Origin of the sequence: Enterobacter sp. ODB01 (assembly GCF_001623605.1) — a bacterium.
Lineage (GTDB): Bacteria > Pseudomonadota > Gammaproteobacteria > Enterobacterales > Enterobacteriaceae > Enterobacter > Enterobacter kobei.
On the sequence record NZ_CP015227.1, the window covers coordinates 3,982,912 to 3,999,960 of the forward strand.

At 54.2% G+C, this 17,049-nt stretch carries 14 protein-coding genes and 3 tRNA genes; 5 read left to right on the forward strand and 12 right to left on the reverse strand.

Annotation, left to right across the window (positions count from 1 at the left end):
* Positions 1–8 precede the first annotated feature (8 nt).
* From A4308_RS19055 to nac, 7 genes are all read right to left on the reverse strand, one after another.
* Complete coding sequence (locus A4308_RS19055; protein ID WP_063308751.1) at positions 9–1,454, reverse strand: class I adenylate-forming enzyme family protein; 1,446 nt, start codon at positions 1,452–1,454, stop codon at positions 9–11.
* A gap of 2 nt (positions 1,455–1,456) precedes the next feature.
* Positions 1,457–1,720 (reverse strand): acyl carrier protein, encoded by a 264-nt coding sequence (locus tag A4308_RS19060; RefSeq protein ID WP_014884442.1) that lies wholly within the window; start codon positions 1,718–1,720, stop codon positions 1,457–1,459.
* 4 nt (positions 1,721–1,724) lie between these two features.
* The gene (locus A4308_RS19065) at positions 1,725–2,975 is read right to left on the reverse strand and encodes a cation:proton antiporter (RefSeq protein ID WP_045281018.1); all 1,251 of its coding nucleotides are present in this window, start codon (positions 2,973–2,975) and stop codon (positions 1,725–1,727) included.
* Positions 2,976–3,023: 48 nt separating this feature from the next.
* Positions 3,024–4,214 (reverse strand): MFS transporter, encoded by a 1,191-nt coding sequence (locus A4308_RS19070; RefSeq protein WP_045281017.1) that lies wholly within the window; start codon positions 4,212–4,214, stop codon positions 3,024–3,026.
* Positions 4,207–4,611: a Rid family hydrolase gene (locus A4308_RS19075; RefSeq protein ID WP_196479827.1), complete on the reverse strand. Its 405-nt coding sequence runs from the start codon at positions 4,609–4,611 to the stop codon at positions 4,207–4,209. Before A4308_RS19075 ends, A4308_RS19070 begins: the two co-directional genes overlap by 8 nt.
* A gap of 497 nt (positions 4,612–5,108) precedes the next feature.
* A complete protein-coding gene (cbl, locus tag A4308_RS19080) occupies positions 5,109–6,059 on the reverse strand; it encodes an HTH-type transcriptional regulator Cbl (RefSeq protein ID WP_023330849.1) in 951 nt (316 codons plus the stop codon).
* A gap of 96 nt (positions 6,060–6,155) precedes the next feature.
* The gene (nac, locus tag A4308_RS19085; RefSeq protein ID WP_014884446.1) at positions 6,156–7,073 is read right to left on the reverse strand and encodes a nitrogen assimilation transcriptional regulator NAC; all 918 of its coding nucleotides are present in this window, start codon (positions 7,071–7,073) and stop codon (positions 6,156–6,158) included.
* 320 nt (positions 7,074–7,393) lie between these two features.
* Between nac and A4308_RS19090 the strand changes: the two genes are divergently transcribed.
* A tRNA-Asn gene (locus A4308_RS19090) sits at positions 7,394–7,469 on the forward strand.
* 94 nt (positions 7,470–7,563) lie between these two features.
* Here A4308_RS19090 and ldtA read toward each other — a convergent pair.
* Positions 7,564–8,463 (reverse strand): L,D-transpeptidase, encoded by a 900-nt coding sequence (ldtA, locus tag A4308_RS19095; protein ID WP_045281015.1) that lies wholly within the window; start codon positions 8,461–8,463, stop codon positions 7,564–7,566.
* Between the two features lie 190 nt (positions 8,464–8,653).
* On the opposite strand from ldtA, the gene shiA reads away from it, so the two are divergent.
* The 3 genes from shiA to A4308_RS19110 all read left to right on the forward strand — a co-directional run bounded on the left by shiA (position 8,654) and on the right by A4308_RS19110 (position 13,287).
* Entirely contained in the window at positions 8,654–9,967 is a 1,314-nt protein-coding gene (shiA, locus tag A4308_RS19100) for a shikimate transporter (RefSeq protein WP_045281014.1), read from the forward strand.
* Positions 9,968–10,040: 73 nt separating this feature from the next.
* Positions 10,041–11,495, forward strand: a complete 1,455-nt coding sequence (locus tag A4308_RS19105) for an AMP nucleosidase (protein ID WP_014884456.1) — start codon at positions 10,041–10,043, stop codon at positions 11,493–11,495.
* A gap of 19 nt (positions 11,496–11,514) precedes the next feature.
* Positions 11,515–13,287 (forward strand): aminopeptidase P family protein, encoded by a 1,773-nt coding sequence (locus A4308_RS19110; protein ID WP_045134944.1) that lies wholly within the window; start codon positions 11,515–11,517, stop codon positions 13,285–13,287.
* A gap of 136 nt (positions 13,288–13,423) precedes the next feature.
* On the opposite strand, the gene A4308_RS19115 is transcribed toward A4308_RS19110, so the two are convergent.
* Positions 13,424–13,499: transfer RNA gene (locus A4308_RS19115), tRNA-Asn, on the reverse strand.
* Between the two features lie 103 nt (positions 13,500–13,602).
* Complete coding sequence (emmdR, locus tag A4308_RS19120; RefSeq protein ID WP_127312419.1) at positions 13,603–15,057, reverse strand: multidrug efflux MATE transporter EmmdR; 1,455 nt, start codon at positions 15,055–15,057, stop codon at positions 13,603–13,605.
* Positions 15,058–15,218: 161 nt separating this feature from the next.
* On the opposite strand from emmdR, the gene A4308_RS19125 reads away from it, so the two are divergent.
* Positions 15,219–15,294 (forward strand) — tRNA-Asn (locus A4308_RS19125).
* Between the two features lie 143 nt (positions 15,295–15,437).
* Here the strand turns inward: A4308_RS19125 and A4308_RS19130 are convergent.
* The gene (locus A4308_RS19130; protein ID WP_008499467.1) at positions 15,438–15,773 is read right to left on the reverse strand and encodes a DUF496 family protein; all 336 of its coding nucleotides are present in this window, start codon (positions 15,771–15,773) and stop codon (positions 15,438–15,440) included.
* A gap of 158 nt (positions 15,774–15,931) precedes the next feature.
* The gene (locus tag A4308_RS19135) at positions 15,932–16,990 is read right to left on the reverse strand and encodes an FUSC family protein (protein ID WP_014884459.1); all 1,059 of its coding nucleotides are present in this window, start codon (positions 16,988–16,990) and stop codon (positions 15,932–15,934) included.
* Between the last annotated feature and the right edge of the window lie 59 nt (positions 16,991–17,049).

Sequence of the window (17,049 nt, forward strand, 5' to 3'; positions counted from 1 at the left end):
ACATCACCTTACTTATATTGTGTTAAAGAGGCCGCGCCACAATAAACAAAGTTTATATTACGTGGCCGTTCATGGCGTTTGAGCTTTTTCAGCAGGCTGGCACTGTGCTGCTGGCAATTGGTTTCATTGATCACTGATTCATCGCAGGTCAAAACAATATCGAATCCCGCAATTTGATCCCCTTCATTGACAATTTGGGTCTTGCAGGTCATCACCCCTTTAATTTCCCGGCACAGCTGCTTAACGGCGCCGATATTGACTTTCTCATCCCTGATAACAATAAAATCACTGATTCTGCCTTTGAAAAACAGGAACCCATCAGCGTCCTGGAAGAAGATGTCTCCGGTGCGAAGCCAGCGTTTTCCATCAAGCTCAATGAACGTTTGTCGGTTACCGCGCCCAATGCGCTTGACGAGCAACGTATCAGAACTAATTAGCAACTCCCCCTGCCCGTCCTGGCCGTCTGCACCGGGCAGGATACGAACGTCCGTCTGGTCAATAGGACGTCCGGCTGACGCATAATATCCTCTCCCCAGCAGATGAGCCGGGCATGTCGACACCCGCGGTCCGGCCTCACTGATGCCATAAGTCAGATATAACTCAAGCCATGGCTGTCGGAGTAAAAAGGCTTCCACCTCATTCGGCGCAGCCAAATCGCCCCCAATCGTCAGTTTGTTTAACCCCGGCGGAAGCGTTGTTTCCCAGGCGTTCAACTGTCGCAGCAATACTGGCGTGAGCGAACTGAGGGTCACGCCGTATCGCTGTAAATCATCCAGATAATGGGGTACAGAAAACGGAGGTCCACTGATAACAATTTCGCAGCCCGTCTCCAGGGCAGCAATCATCTGGGCAACCAGCGCGATGGAATAGCACATCGGCAAACTGATCAATACCCTGTCGCTGGCGCTCATGCCGATACTTTTGGCATGACGCAGCGCGTTACGCCGCAGCGAATCAAAATGATGGACACAGCCGCTGCTGAACGACGACGACGTGCCGGACGTGGCTATCACGACCTGCCCCGGCTGTGTCAGTACGGGTCCGCCATCACGGCATTTTCCCACCTGCCAGCGCCCGAGGGGTTCAGCTGCGCTTACGCCCAGCTCCTGCCATCGTCCTGGCTGAACCGGCGTACGCACCAGCGCCCCCGCCGCAAAGTCCTCAAGCATCTGCAGGATGCGTTCTGCTGGCGTGAGCGGCGGGATCAGCGCAGGCACAAAGCCACTGTTGAGGACAGCAAAGAACATATACATCAAGTCCGGGCAGTTCGGCATCGCTATCAGCACCACCCGACCGGGTTCCAGACTCTGCCGCTGCCAGTAATCGACATAGTATTGATAACTCTCTCCTTCAGTGCCGCTGGTCCCCACCGCAGACGTTGCCTGCACCGGAGAAAATAAACCGGCAGGCTCATAGGGAACAAATGCGGCACATTCTTCTGCTCGCGTTAACATTCTCAGGCTCCAAGCTTATTCATAATGAAACGCGAAAGGGTTTGGCACGAATAAAAATTCGCGGGCGAAAACTCTTTATCTTCAACTTTAATATTAAACTCTTCCTCACACTGGAAGCGTAATTCTACAAATCCAATAGAATCCATTCCTACCATTGAGGCGAGACCGGTCTCGTCAGCAATATCTTCGCGTTCGACATCCAGACCAATACGTTCAGCGATGATTTCTTTAATACGATCGACAATTACAGGCATATCCAGTTTCATAATTTTACCCTTTAATGTTTTCAAGTGTTTTATTTACTACAGCGGAAGATGATTCTTTATTTAACCAACGTAATATTGGCGGTGTGGTTGCCGTTACCACGAGCGCCACGATGACCATAATGGAGTAGACGCGTTGTGAAATAAGATGCAATTCGAGCCCGATAGACAGCACAACCAGCTCCATCAGACCACGCGTATTCATGAGCGCGCCAATCATGGAGGCTTCACGAAGGGAATATCCTGAAATACGCGCCCCGAGCAGAGCACCACTGAATTTGGTTATAAATGCCAGTAAGGTGAACCCAATTATCCAGGCAATGTCCTGCGTTGCCATACTGAAGTCGAAATGCGTTTTCAGACCGGCGCTGACAAACAACACGGGAAGTAAAAGATAGTGCATGAAACCGTTCATACTCTCATGCCATTGCTTCGCTAACCCGGGGATCCGCGCGAACATGCTGCCCGCCAGCAAGGCACCGAAACCACTGTGCAGGTGAAGATACTCCGCTCCCCACGCGCTGACCAAAATCCAAAAAATGATCGCCGGAAATCTCATCTCCGGCCTGTGCGCATACCGTATAAGCAGGGGGACCACGACTTTGCCGGTCACCAACCCATAAAGTACCAGGGCTGCCGTCACGACCGCCAAATACGACCACAGCGAATCAGATTTTCCTTCAACCGCGGCAAATACGCTGTCCAAAGCCAAAATCCCCCAGCCTGTCACATCGGTAAGAATGGCAGCGGTAATGACGGGAGGAATGATGGCCAGGTGAAGCATTTTTAAATCTTCAATGATTCGCACAATGACCGGCAGAGCGGATACCGCCAGCGCCGTCCCCATAAAGATATTAAATAAAAGACGATCGGTTTGTGGCGCCAGTTCGGCATGTACCGAATTTCCCGCTAACATGCCACCGATAAACGGCAGCAGCATGCCCAGGAACGCTATTTTCAATGCAGCGATAGTCTGCTTTCGACGGCCATGATTATGACCATGAAAATGCGACAACCCAATATCGAACATGAGCAGAATCATGCCCAGATTCGCCAGCTTATCTATGGTGGTCAGCGACTCCTGGCTAAATAAAGACGTTTGAAATGAGAACAGAGACATTATTCCGGGAAAGAAAGTCGGTCCCAATAAAACGCCTGCAGCAATATGGCCAATAACCTGTGTTTGACCTATTTGCTCCATAAGTTTGCCGACGACATAGCAGGCAAAAACAATGACCGAAAGCTGAATAATAAACATGGGTATCCCCGCCAATGCTAGCGTTGAGTTTATTGATATTAAAAGTGTTTAGTTCGAAACGTGGGCGACGCTGTTCTCGTTAAAATACCCCATCGCGGTGGTTATCATCGCTATCATCACCATAACGAGGCTCAGCAAACAGATGCCCTGCCAGTCCCACCTTTCATAAACCCACGGACCGGTAACGGATCCGGCTGCGCCCAATGCATAATAAAAGAACATATAAAGCGCATAGAGGCTGCTTCTTTTATCCGGATGTAATCCGAGAACCCGCGTCTGGTTAGCCACCTGCGCGACAAAACACCCTAAATCGAATAATATAATGCCCAGCGTAATTCCCGGTAAGGACGCAGGAAAGAGAAACAGTATGGCTATTCCCGCAACCACAAATACCATTCCGCCAAAAATCACGCTACGACACCCGAAGCGGTCAGCCAGTTTCCCCGCATAGTTCGCCAGTACAAGACCGACGATACCCGCCAGGCCAAATAATCCGGCTGTTCCCGCTGGCAGATGGAGTGGAGGTCTTTGCAGATGAAGCATGATGGTCACCCATAACAGGCTAAAGACGAAAAACCATGCCCCTCCGGTGACGGCAGATTCAATAAGCCGCACGTTACGCAGCAAGCCCGGCAATTGCGCCATGACGCTCAGATACCCCGTCTCCCTTGCGGGTTTAACATCAGGCAGGCATCTGATGGCCAGTAGCGCCATGGAGGCCATAACGGCTGCGACGATGGCCAGCATCCCTCGCCAGCCAAGCGCATCGGCCAGACTGCCGCCCACGAGCCTCGCGAGCAATATTCCTGCCGAAATGCCCATGGTGATCAGTCCGACCGTAGCGCCTTTTGGCGTAATGTGAAATCCAAGCGCATTCAGTTGCACTGCGCTTGTCGCCATGGCGCCTGTCACTATTCCCGCGCTAAAAAGGAGCAACGGCTGACGGGTCAGGGAAGCGGCGAAGAGCGCAAGTGAGAGGAGAATAAACTGAGAAATAATCAGTTTCTTACGGTTAACGCTGTCTCCAAGCGGAACAAGAAACAGTATTCCCAGCATATAACCTATTTGCATGCTCGCCGCAATGAAGCCGGTATAAAACAGAGGCAACTGCAAAGATGCCGCGATAGCGGGCAATACGGGCTGAAGAATATAGTTATTTGCCATAGCCGTACCCGCCGCGATGCTGGCGAACCAGATAAATAACGGCGAAACCGGATTTTCTTGCGCGATATCACTCATTAATCGCCACCTGTCTTTTTTTTGCCACAATATCAATTGCTACTTTCATTTTTTTCTCGGGAAACGGTAAGACATGCAATAACGTAAATGCAGGTCGGGAATCACGGAAATAGTGCCCATGGATACGCGCTACCTGCTGCCATTCTTCAATTTCAGTCAGATACAGCCTGCTTTGTATTACATCGTCTATTGCATAACCACTGGATTCAAGTATCCCCTTGATCTTATTCAGAACGCATTCCGTTTGCAGTGAGATGTCATCAGATTCAATCTCACCACAAGAATTAAGAGGTCCCGTTTTCGAAATATATAACCAACCGTCTGTTTCTACCGCTCGCGAGAAACCGAAAGCCTCCTCCCAGCTGCTGCCGGAAGTAATAAGTCTTTTTGATTCCACAATGTCATGCCTTTCATCACAGGGTGAAACAAACATATTACAACCCAATCAAATTTGTCCAGAAAAAATAACAAAAAATTGACCTGAAATTTAGCAGGCAATTAAGTAAGCATTTCCTGGATAAGCTGTAAGCACAGCTAACCAATCAATATCTAAATTAATAAAATTAAATGATAAATAAAGCAGATAATTTCCAGCAGATAACGGCAATTAAATGAGTTGAGTATTAAAATAATGACTCCTTTATTTAACCGGGGGTTTTTACCGCACGCAAACATTACCAGAATCATATTTCTTTATTTATTCTTATATGTAACCCAATGGAAAATATGAGAAATATTTAAATATAAGACAACCTTATGACGTCACAGGGTATCGTTGTTAATCAGGGTATTCTTAAGAATAAGCGGTCAGGAAATTAAACGGTTTCAATAAAAAAGCCTGCTTTAATTGCAGGCCTTTGCTTCTTGTCGACGGAGACGGGTGCTATAAAGGGCTTAAATCTGATAATCAATCGCCACTTCTTCTGGCTCCATCACCTGACGTTTAATCTCATCAACGGACAGCCCGGCGTTGCAAAGTTCGATAAAACGCCACACATAGTTGCGCTGCAGCTGTCCACGCTTCAGGCCGAGCCATACGGTATTGGCGTCAAACAGATGACGTGTATCAAGACGCACCAGATCTCCACCCTCGCGTTCGCCACTGGACTGTTCTGCCACCAGACCTATGCCCAGCCCGAGCTCGACGTAGGTTTTGATTACATCAGAGTCCTGTGCGCTCAGCACCACGTCCGGCGTGAGCCCTTTGCGGTTGAAGGCTTCATCAATGCGCGAGCGTCCGGTAATGCCCTGGCGATAGGTAATCAGCGGCCATTTGGCAATGTCTTCCAGCGTCAGGGGCGAAACCTGATTCAACGGATGATCGGCGGGGAGCAACAAACTGTGATACCAGCGGAACCAGGGAAAAGCCACCAGCAGCGGGTCGTTGCTCAGGCGTTCACTGGCAATGCCGATATCTGCCCCACCGTTTTGCAACAGCACTTCAATTTCCTGCGGCGTCCCCTGGATAAGCTCCAGGCGGACGTCAGGAAAAAGTTCACGGAAGGCTTTAATCACTGGCGGCAGGCTGTAACGCGCCTGGGTGTGGGTGGTGGCGATGGTGAGGACGCCCGAGGCGTCATTCGTGAAGAGATCCGCCAGGCGGCGCACATTGCTGGCTTCGTTGAGGATCCGCTCCGCAATGGTCAGCAAGGCTTTGCCCGGCTCCGTCATGCCAAGCAGACGTTTGCCGCGACGGATAAAAATCTCTATCCCCAGTTCTTCTTCCAGCTCGCGGATATGGCGACTGACGCCGGACTGAGAGGTATAAAGCATATTGGCGACCTCGGTCAGGTTGTAATCCCGCCTGGCCGCCTCACGGATAATTTTAAGTTGCTGGAAATTCACGATTCACTCCGGCGCATCTGACATAACGCTATTGTTAGAGTCAGCCGCACTGCAGAACAAATAATAAAAACCCGCAACTTATGCTTTTATGGAATATCAGCTCACGAGCTGGAGTTCACGGTTCTCAAGCGATGGCTTGCTGACCAGCGACATCAAAATCTCTTTTACCGCCTGCGCCTGTGGCGTCAGCGAGCCGCGTGCGGACATGTTGAGCGACAGCGGCAGGCTCATCGAAGGCGTGGTGATCCGTGCCATCCAGCCATTTGCCGCACTGCAGAGCGAGCGCGCTGCGGATTCTGGCAACACGGTGACGCCCATTCCGCTGGCAATGGCCGCGGTCAGCGTGGAGAGTGAGTCGATCTCGCCGATGATTTTGGCCGTCAGGCGACGCAGGGAGAATGCTTCATCCACGCGCACACGCACGGCGCTGTAATCACGCGGCAGATAGAGGTTCATTTCTGCCACGGCGGTAAGATCGACGCTCTGCCCCGGACAGTCGCGGGTGCCCACGAGGTAGAGATCTTCTTTCAGCAGCGGCTGGCTGGTGATCCCGGCGACCGGAGAACGATCGTAAAGGACCGCCATATCCAGCTGGCCATTGAGCAGTTTGTCATTGAGTACCGAACCGCTGTTCTCGTGCAGATAGACCAGCACTTCCGGCAGCTCAGCACGAACGGCCTGCAGCAGCGGCATGGTGATAGAAGACGCCGCAGTGCCCGGCGCAAGACCAATGGAAACGTGCCCGCTGAGGGTCTGGCCGACGTTGTTGACCGCCAGTTGCGCCTGTTCGCACTGGCGCAGAATAGTGCGGGCATGGGTATAAAGAATTTTTCCGGCTTCCGTTGGCGTGACGCCGCGTTTGGTACGAATCAATAATTGCTGATCCATCTCGCCTTCCAGAGTAGCCACCTGCTGGCTCAGCGCAGGCTGCGCGATATGCAGCACTTCTGCCGCTTGAGTCAGGCTGCCGATATCGACGATTTTTACGAAGTATTTCAGTCGTCTTAAGTTCATTTTGCCCCCTGTTCGAAATGCTTTGCCGGTACTGGCTATCGTTGTTGAACAGGTTTTGCAATATGAATGCCACTTTTACCGGGCGGTCTGAATTCCTCGCTAAGCGCCTGAAAATAAGGAAACCTAATCATGGAGGGGGGTTTTATTACTGAAACAGCAGTTTATGATCTGCCCCATTAGAGGTATATACGCACCAAAGCGGTGCATTACGCTGTCAAAAACATCACATTGCCGATTTTGTCAGCAAACGATCAAAAGGCGTTGATCCACCCTTTGACAAGCGCGGCTGACGTCGATAATATGCGCCCCGTTCACACGATTCCTCTGTAGTTCAGTCGGTAGAACGGCGGACTGTTAATCCGTATGTCACTGGTTCGAGTCCAGTCAGAGGAGCCAAATTTGAAAAGCCTGCTTACGAGCGGGCTTTTTGCTTTTCTGCATCTGGTAAAATTGTCGGGTGGCGGCTGCGCCTTACCCGACGAAAAGGGCTTCACATCCCTACCTTAACCGGCATCCCCGACCGACGTTCCAGCTCCGCTCCCGCACCCTCGTTAATCAACTGTGTCCGCTGCGCGGCCGAAATGGGCAGAGGCACTTTTCGGGTTGACTCGAATTCCGCCCGATTGCGTGATAGCGGTTCGTGAACCTCCACCCACCGGCTACCGTCCGGCTCTGTCGTCACTTTAACGGGGCGATCGATAATCTGCACACGGGTGCCCACGGGAACATTATCGAAAAGATATTTGATATCGGCGTTACGCAGACGAATACATCCCTGGCTAACCCGTAGCCCGATACCGAAATTCGAGTTGGTGCCGTGAATCGCATACAGCCTGCCGATATATATCGCATACAGGCCCATCGGGTTATCCGGCCCGGCGGGCACGAAGGCCGGAAGCGTTTTCCCCTCTGCCGCATAGGCGCGCCGCGTATTCGGCGTCGGAGACCAGGTGGGGCCTTCCTGCTTACGCTCAACGGCCGTTACCCAGTTTCGCGGAGTTTCACGCCCGGCCTGACCGATGCCGATGGACAATACGTCAACGGTATTACTGCCCGGTGGATAATAGTAGAGACGCATTTCCGCCACGTTCACGACAATCCCCTCGCGGACGGTGTCGGGCAAAATCAGTTGCTGGGGGATCACCAGCCGGGTGCCGGACTTAGGCAGAAAAGGATCCACGCCCGGGTTTGCTTCCAGCATATTGCTTAGGCCCTGTCCGTAGCGCGCGGCAAACGCCTCAAGCGGTAGCGTATTGCGATCCGGCACGATGATGACCTGCGAGCTGCCCACCAGACGACTGCCCGTCGGTGGTAAGGGATAACTCACCGCCTGCACGCTGTGGCTGATCAGTAATGCAGCAAGACAACCCAACACCTCTGTACGACGCATCTTCCCTTCCTCAGTCGCTTCGCTATTTGTTAAGCATAGCGTAGCCGTTTTGCATTACCCATCAGGAGATAAAATCAGTTTGCACAGGCTGCCTGTCGCGGTAGTCTCATAGGTTCCGTTTATATGACGGCTGCTATGTGAGTGACCTTTTCTTATACCAATAATTAAAATCAGTATGGACAGGACAACTATGGACTCCACCCTCATCTCCGAACGACCCGGCGAGGAGACCCCTTCGCTCAATCGTGCCCGTCGCGCCGCCCTCGGCAGCTTCGCGGGCGCCGTCGTCGACTGGTATGATTTTCTGCTCTACGGTATCACCGCCGCGCTGGTGTTTAACCGTGAATTCTTCCCCCAGGTCAGCCCCGCGATGGGCACCCTCGCCGCATTTGCCACCTTCGGCGTCGGGTTCCTGTTTCGTCCGCTTGGTGGGGTGATCTTCGGCCACTTCGGCGACCGGCTGGGCCGCAAACGTATGCTAATGCTTACCGTCTGGATGATGGGGATTGCCACCGCGCTGATTGGCATTCTCCCTTCGTTTTCCGCCATTGGCTGGTGGGCACCGGTATTGCTGGTGATACTGCGCGCCATCCAGGGCTTCGCCGTAGGCGGCGAATGGGGCGGTGCGGCGCTGTTATCCGTTGAGAGCGCACCGAAAAACCGGAAAGCGTTCTACAGCAGCGGCGTACAGGTGGGATATGGCGTGGGGCTGCTGCTGTCGACCGGGCTGGTGTCACTCATCAGCCATTACACCACCGACGAGCAGTTCCTGAGCTGGGGCTGGCGCATTCCGTTTATCTTCAGCATCGTGCTGGTCATTGCCGCGCTGTGGATCCGTAACGGGATGGAGGAGTCGGCAGAATTCGAAAAGCAGCAGCAAAAGCCTTCCGTCAAAAAACGCCTTCCGGTTATGGAAGCCCTCGTCCGGCACCCTGGCGCTTTTCTGAAAATTATCGCCCTGCGCCTGTGTGAGCTGCTGACGATGTACATCGTCACCGCGTTTGCCCTGAACTACTCGACGCAAAATCTCGGTCTGCCGCGTGAGCTATTCCTGAATATTGGTCTGGTGGTCGGCGGGATCAGCTGCCTGACTATCCCCTGTTTCGCCTGGCTGGCGGACAAATTTGGCCGCCGTCGCGTCTATATCACCGGCGCGCTGATTGGTACCCTCAGCGCCTGGCCGTTCTTTATGGCGCTGGAGGCGCAGTCTGTCTTCTGGATTGTCTTCTTCGCCATTATGCTCGCGAACATCGCTCACGATATGGTGGTCTGCGTACAACAGCCGATGTTTACCGAACTGTTTGGCGCGAGCTATCGCTACAGCGGCGCGGGCGTGGGCTACCAGGTTGCCAGCGTGGTCGGCGGCGGTTTCACGCCGTTTATTGCCGCCGCGCTGGTGACCTTCTCCGGGGGAAACTGGCACAGCGTGGCGATTTATCTGCTGGCTGGATGCCTGCTGTCAGCGGCGACGGCGCTACTGATGAAAGAGACGCGCCACAGCTGATCTCCCTTTTGTTTCACAGGCGTGTGACATACTATCGGGTAGAGTCGCACACCTGTGGAACAAGGAGACAGAGATGAATAATAAGGGCTCCAGCCTGACCCCGGCTCAGGCGCTGGAAAAACTCGACGCACTGTATGAACAGTCCGTCAACGCGCTGCGCAGCGCCATCAGCGAATATATCGAAACAGGGAAACTTCCCGACGAAAAGGCCAGAAGCGAGGGCCTTTTTGTTTATCCATCGCTCTCTGTGACCTGGGATGGCAGCGCCAGCACGACGCCAAAAACCCGCGCCTATGCCCGTTTTACCCACTCCGGCTGCTACAGCACCACCGTCACCCGCCCTGCACTGTTCCGCCCTTATCTTGAAGAGCAACTCACGCTGTTATACCAGGATTACGGCGCACACATTGCCGTAGAACCTTCACAGCATGAGATCCCGTATCCTTACGTGATTGACGGTTCGGCGCTAACCCTTGATCGTTCCATGAGCGCGGGACTGACCCGCCATTTCCCAACCACCGAGCTTTCACAGATTGGCGATGAAACGGCAGACGGGATTTATCACCCGGCAGAATTTTCTCCCCTCTCGCACTTTGATGCCCGCCGGGTGGATTTCTCGCTGGCACGCCTGCGCCACTACACCGGCACGCCCGCCGAGCATTTCCAGCCGTTCGTGCTGTTTACCAACTACACCCGTTACGTCGATGAGTTTGTCCGCTGGGGCTGCAGCCAGATCCTTGACCCGGAAAGCCCGTACATCGCGCTCTCCTGTGCGGGCGGGATCTGGATCACCGCAGAGACTGAAGCGCCCGAGCAGGCCATTTCCGACCTGGCATGGAAAAAGCACCAGATGCCTGCCTGGCACCTGATCACCGCCGACGGCCAGGGCATCACGCTGATCAACATCGGCGTGGGGCCGTCGAACGCCAAAACCATCTGCGACCATCTGGCGGTACTGCGCCCGGACGTCTGGCTGATGATCGGCCATTGCGGCGGCCTGCGCGAAAGCCAGCTGATTGGTGATTACGTGCTGGCCCACGCCTACTTACGCGACGACCACGTTCTCGACGCCGTGCTGCCGCCAGACATTCCGATTCCGAGCATCGCTGAAGTGCAGCGCGCGCTGTATGACGCCACCAAAGAGGTGAGCGGCATGCCCGGTGAAGAGGTTAAGCAGCGCCTGCGCACCGGTACGGTGGTCACTACCGATGACCGTAACTGGGAGCTGCGTTACTCCGCCTCCGCGCTGCGGTTCAACCTGAGCCGTGCGGTGGCGATTGATATGGAAAGCGCCACCATTGCCGCGCAGGGGTATCGCTTCCGCGTGCCTTACGGCACCTTGCTCTGCGTGTCCGATAAGCCGCTGCATGGCGAAATCAAGCTGCCGGGTCAGGCCAACCGCTTCTATGAAGGGGCGATATCCGAACATCTGCAAATTGGCATTCGCGCCATTGATTTGCTGCGGGCGGAAGGTGACAAACTGCATTCCCGCAAGTTGCGTACCTTCAACGAGCCACCGTTCCGCTGATAACTATTAAGGAAAATGCATGTCAACCTCATCACCCTTAGCGGCCCTGCGCCGGTGGCTTCAGGAAAACCATCTCGACGGGATGATCGTCCCGCGCGCGGATGCCTGGCAGAGTGAATACTGCGCGCCGTATGATGAAAAACTGGCCTGGCTGACGGGCTTTGACGGCTCGGCTGGCCTGGCGCTGGTTCTGAAAGACAAGGCGTTGCTGTTCGTCGACGGGCGCTATCAGGTGCAGGCCCGCGTTCAGGTCAACCTGGATGAGATTGAAATTCATCATCTGCACAATGAACCGCTGGCAGCATGGCTGGCGGCAAACGTCGAGCCCGTCACGCGCATCGGTTTTGATCCACTGCTGATGACAAATACCGAGTTTACGCAACTTTCTGCCACGCCGTGTGAGCTCGTCCCGCTGAATGCCTCACCGTTTGACACGCTCTGGATCGATCGTCCTGCCGCACCGGCGGGGCCGATCCGTGAAATGCCGGTTGCGGTAAGCGGTGAAAGCAGCGAAGACAAACGTCAGCGCGTTGCCGCCGTGCTGGCCGCGAACAATGCTGATTATCTGGCGGTTACGCTGCCGGATAACATTGCCTGGCTGCTCAACGTACGCGGGTCAGATATCCCCACCAGCCCGGTACCGCTCTCTTTTGCCCTGTTGCGTCGCGACGGTCACGTGGAGTGGTTTGTTAACGACATTAAGCTCAGCGCCCTGCCCGAAGCCGTGCGTAACACGCTCGCCACTGCGCCACAGGACGCCTTTATCGAACGCTGCCGAGAAATTGCGGAAGGTAAACGAGTGATGGTCGATGCCGATTCCGCACCGGTAGCCCTGCGCTTCGCCATTGAACCCCAGGGGGAGATCGTCTGGCAGACCGATCCGATCACCCTGCTGAAAGCCACCAAAAACCCGGTCGAGCTGGCAGGGTATCGTGAATGTCATCACCAGGACGGCGCCGCGTGGGTCAACTTCCTGGCCTGGCTGAGCCGTGAAGTGCCGCGACGTGAAGCGGCTGGGAATCCGTTAACCGAGCTCGAAGTACAGGCGCAACAGCTCGCGTTCCGTAAACAGCAGCCCGGCTTTATCGAGCAGAGCTTTGCGACCATTTCCGCCTCTTCGAGCAACGCGGCGATGTGCCACTATCACTCCAGCGAGGCCAGCAACAAACCCATCGGCCACGATCATTTTTACCTGAATGATTCTGGCGGTCAGTACACTAACGGCACCACCGACGCCACGCGCACGCTTGCCTGGGGTCATGTTCCCCCGCAGCAGCGTATGCATTATACCGCCGTACTGAGAGGCTTTCTGTCGCTGATAACCCTGCAGTTCCCATCCGGCACACACGGGCATCAGCTGGACGCTTTCGCGCGACGTCCGCTGTGGGAAATGGGGCTGGATTACGATCACGGAACGGGACATGGCGTGGGGCATCAGCTTCTTATCCATGAAAACCCACACCGCATCGCCAAAAAGGTTAACCCCTGGCCACTGGTGGCGGGCAATATCATGACCATTGAACCGGGGTATTATCTGGGCGGCAGCCACGGTATCCGCATTGAAAACCAGGTGGAAATTGTTGAAAGCCGCCCGGGGTTCTGCACGTTTTCTTCGCTAACGCTGATCCCGATTGATTTAAGCCAGGTGGAATTGCAGCTGTTGACCGGGCAGGAAAAGCAGTGGCTGGATGAATATCATCAGCAGGTTCGCGAGGCGCTGTCACCGCTGGTGAATAGCGAGGCGCGTCCGTGGCTGATTGAGGCGACGGCGCCGATTAGTTTGGCTCGATAGTGCGGCTTTTGCCGGATGGCGGCTTTGCCTTACCCGGCCTACGGAACAAGTAGGCCCGGTAAGCGCAGCGCCACCGGGCAATACTTCCAGAGATTAAAAAGCAAAAAGCCTGCTTTAAAAGCAGGCTTTTTAAATTTGGCTCCTCTGACTGGACTCGAACCAGTGACATACGGATTAACAGTCCGCCGTTCTACCGACTGAACTACAGAGGAATCGTGTGAACGGGGCGCATATTATCGATGCTCCCCCGGGATGTCAAAGGCAGAATGCAGATTTCCGATCGTTTGCCGATTTATTCTCCATTTCGCACATTTGTCAGGCATTTTGTCGCGGATATTTCCATAGCCAGCGCCCGCTGACCATACGCCAGTAGAACAGCGCCCCGCGCACGGCCCAGTCAAGGAACATTCCCAGCCAGACACCCACCACGCCCCAGCCAAGTACCACACCTAACGTATAACCCGCCACAACCCGACATCCCCACATGCCGAGCATCGACACCCACATCGCAAAACGAGCATCACGCGCCCCTTTCAGACCCGCGGGTAGCACCCATGAGGCCGCCCAGATGGGCATAAACGCGGCATTGAGCCAGATAAGGATCTTAACAACCTCTTTCACATCCTGTTCATGGGTATAAAACGCGGCCATCAGCCCGGCAAAGGGGGCGGTTCCCCAGGCGATCGCCGTTAGGCCAATCGTTGACAGCCAGAACACGTGGCGCAGCTGACGTTCCGCCTGGCCTATCTGCCCTTTCCCGAGCCGTTTGCCCGTGATGATGGTCGAGGCAGAACCCAGCGCGTTACCCGGCAGGTTAATCAGCGAGGCGATGGAGAAGGCGATAAAGTTACCGGCGATAACGTCGGTCCCCATACCGGCGACAAACATCTGCGTCAGCAGCTTACCGCCGTTAAACAGCACTGATTCAATACTGGCGGGAATACCAATCCCCATCACTTCCCAGATAATGGCGAAGTTAAAGGGTCGGAAGTAGCTTTTCAGCGTAAGGCACAGCGAAGGCGTGATGCCCGTCATCAGCACCCCGATAATCGCCGCAGCACCAATGTAGCGAGAAATGGTTAGCCCCAGACCGGCACCGACGAACCCCAACCCATCCCATGAAAACACGCCGTAGATCAGCACGCTGCTGATGATGATATTCAGGATATTCATCCCGCCGTTGATCAGCAGCGGGATTTTGGTGTTACCCGCCCCGCGCAGCGCACCACTGCCAATCAGCGCGATAGCCGCGGCCGGATAGCTTATGACGGTCATTTCGAGGTAGGTTAGCGCCAGGTCCTTCACCTCGTTCGTGGCTTCCCCGGCGACAACGTCGATAATCTCTTTACCGAAATAGTGGATCACCGCCGCCAGAACGATCGAAAAAATGGTCATGATCATCAGCGACTGGCGAGCCGCCTCGCGGGCCCGTTTGGGGTCAAGCTTGCCGAGGCTGAAGGCCACCACGACCGTTGTCCCAAGGTCGATAGCCGCGAAGAAGGACATCACCACCATGTTGAAGCTGTCCGCCAGCCCAACCCCCGCCATCGCCTCTTTCCCCAGCCAGCTGACAAGGAAGGTGCTCAACACCCCCATGAGCAGTACGCAGGTATTCTCCAGAAAGATAGGCACCGCAAGGGGGGTGATTTCACGCCAGAAGAGGACACGATAGCTTTTACGTTTTGCGTACCAGGGCGTGCGCATGATCGCCTGGCGCAGAGGAGCAGTGACGTTCAAAATGGACCTTAGCGAGAAAAGTTGAAACTCCATTTCAAATGATGGGGGAGAAATGCTCATCCTGCAAAGTATTTTCCTGAAAAAGATGTGTGGATTTACAACAAACTGACGACAGATTCAGCAGTCAGTCGATTTTCTCTAAGATCAGGTTTGACAAAAGTTTTTTCGCCGCTAAGATAAGCCTCCACAACGATTCCTCTGTAGTTCAGTCGGTAGAACGGCGGACTGTTAATCCGTATGTCACTGGTTCGAGTCCAGTCAGAGGAGCCAAATTTAAAAAGCCTGCTTTTAAAGCAGGCTTTTTGCTTTTCTGTGCCTGATAAAATTGTCAGGTGGCGGCTGCGCCTTACCCGACCTACTAAAATAAAAAAGGCTCTCTGTCACCAGAGAGCCTTTTTCACCATTCACTGCGATTACTCGCTTTTTGCTTCGCCGTTTTTGATTTCGCCCATCACTTTCAGCTTTTTAGAGATATCGCGACGCTCTTTGGACAGCTCAGCATTTTTGATGATGTAGTCATCCACGCGGTCTTCATAGTCGCTCTTCATGCTGGCGATGATGCCCTGAATAGCTTCAACGCTCATGCCTGGCTTGATGTAGTCGCTCAGGTTGTCGAGCAGCAGGACACGTTTCTGGTTGTCACGGATCTTCTTCTCAACGTCCTGGATTTCACGCTGCAGTTTGTTTTTGCGGCGGAACAGGCGGACGAATTCCAGAACATCCTGGAACGAAGGCTTGGTAGTTTCCATTTTTACACCCCTGATAATGTGAGATTCGGATTCGTTAAAGCAACCGTTGTATCAATAACCTTACTGACAGCGGCTGCGAATGACAATGACTATATCGTTTAACGCTATCATAACCCCAATTGCTGCTGAATCGAAGCAGCAGGCGTCACATCCGCGTTTTATTTGCGCAGCGCCCGGCAAATGAGGTGCGATAACAGTTCAAGCTGCCGAGCCAGTTCCAGGCTCAACCAGACATAGCCATGAATGGGCGTTTCCGCCACGTTATCACCCTGCCGCTCGCTAATAAGCGTTTTCAGCTCCGCCACAATGTCATTCAGACGCTCGCTGTTCGCCAGTATCGGCTGCGGGTTGCCTTCATAGAGCGCATGAGCGATGGTCAACAGGGTTTGCTGCGTCATCTGCTGTGTCTCTTTCAGCGTATGTGCGTTGAGCATCAGCAGATGGCTTGGGCGAGAAGCCCAGTGCGCGTTAATCTGCAGCTCAAGCATGCAGACCAGATTGCGGCTTACGGTCTGAATAGCCTCAAAAATCGCTTTCTGAATATGGGTCTCTTTGCTCGCGGGGGTAATCAGGCCGCGCATTTTGACCACGTCATTAAGGATGGTTTGCAGATGCTTTTCCAGCCGGGGGCGCTCAACCAGATTGGGGGAGAAACCGGCCTGGTAAACGCGGTTAAACGCGGTAACATAGCTGGCCATCTGGATACGCCAGTGCAAAAAAGCACGCTGCGGCCAGATGCCGGTAAACAGCATGGCAAGCAGCGAGCCCAGGATGACATCCCCGCTTCGCCAGAGCGCCGTAGTCATATCCCCGGCCGGTGCGCCGACCACCACTGCAAGGGTGATACCAATCAGCAGCGCCTGATAGGGGCGTTTGCCCAACGCCAGCCAACCGCAGAGGAACATGGCCGCACCGCACCATGCCAGCATGACCGGAAATGAGATAAGCTCCAGCTTCAGGGCAATAAGCCCCAGCGCAGAGCCAAGAACGGTACCGCCGATCCGCTCGAAGGCGCGAGGAACAACGTTCCCCCAAAATGAGATAGGCCCCATCACCACCACCAGCGTGATCAGCGGCCACGTCCCCTCCGGAACATCCAGCAGTCGGACCAGTATAAAGGTCAATACGAACGCCAGCGCAATGCGGCACCCATGCACCACGCGGTAATGTTTGTATAGACGAATTTCAAACGGCGTTAATGATTTGTCGGGACGCACACCCGCTCTCCAGCTACACGGCAAATCACAATTGTACTGTGTTTTCAGCCGGGCGGATC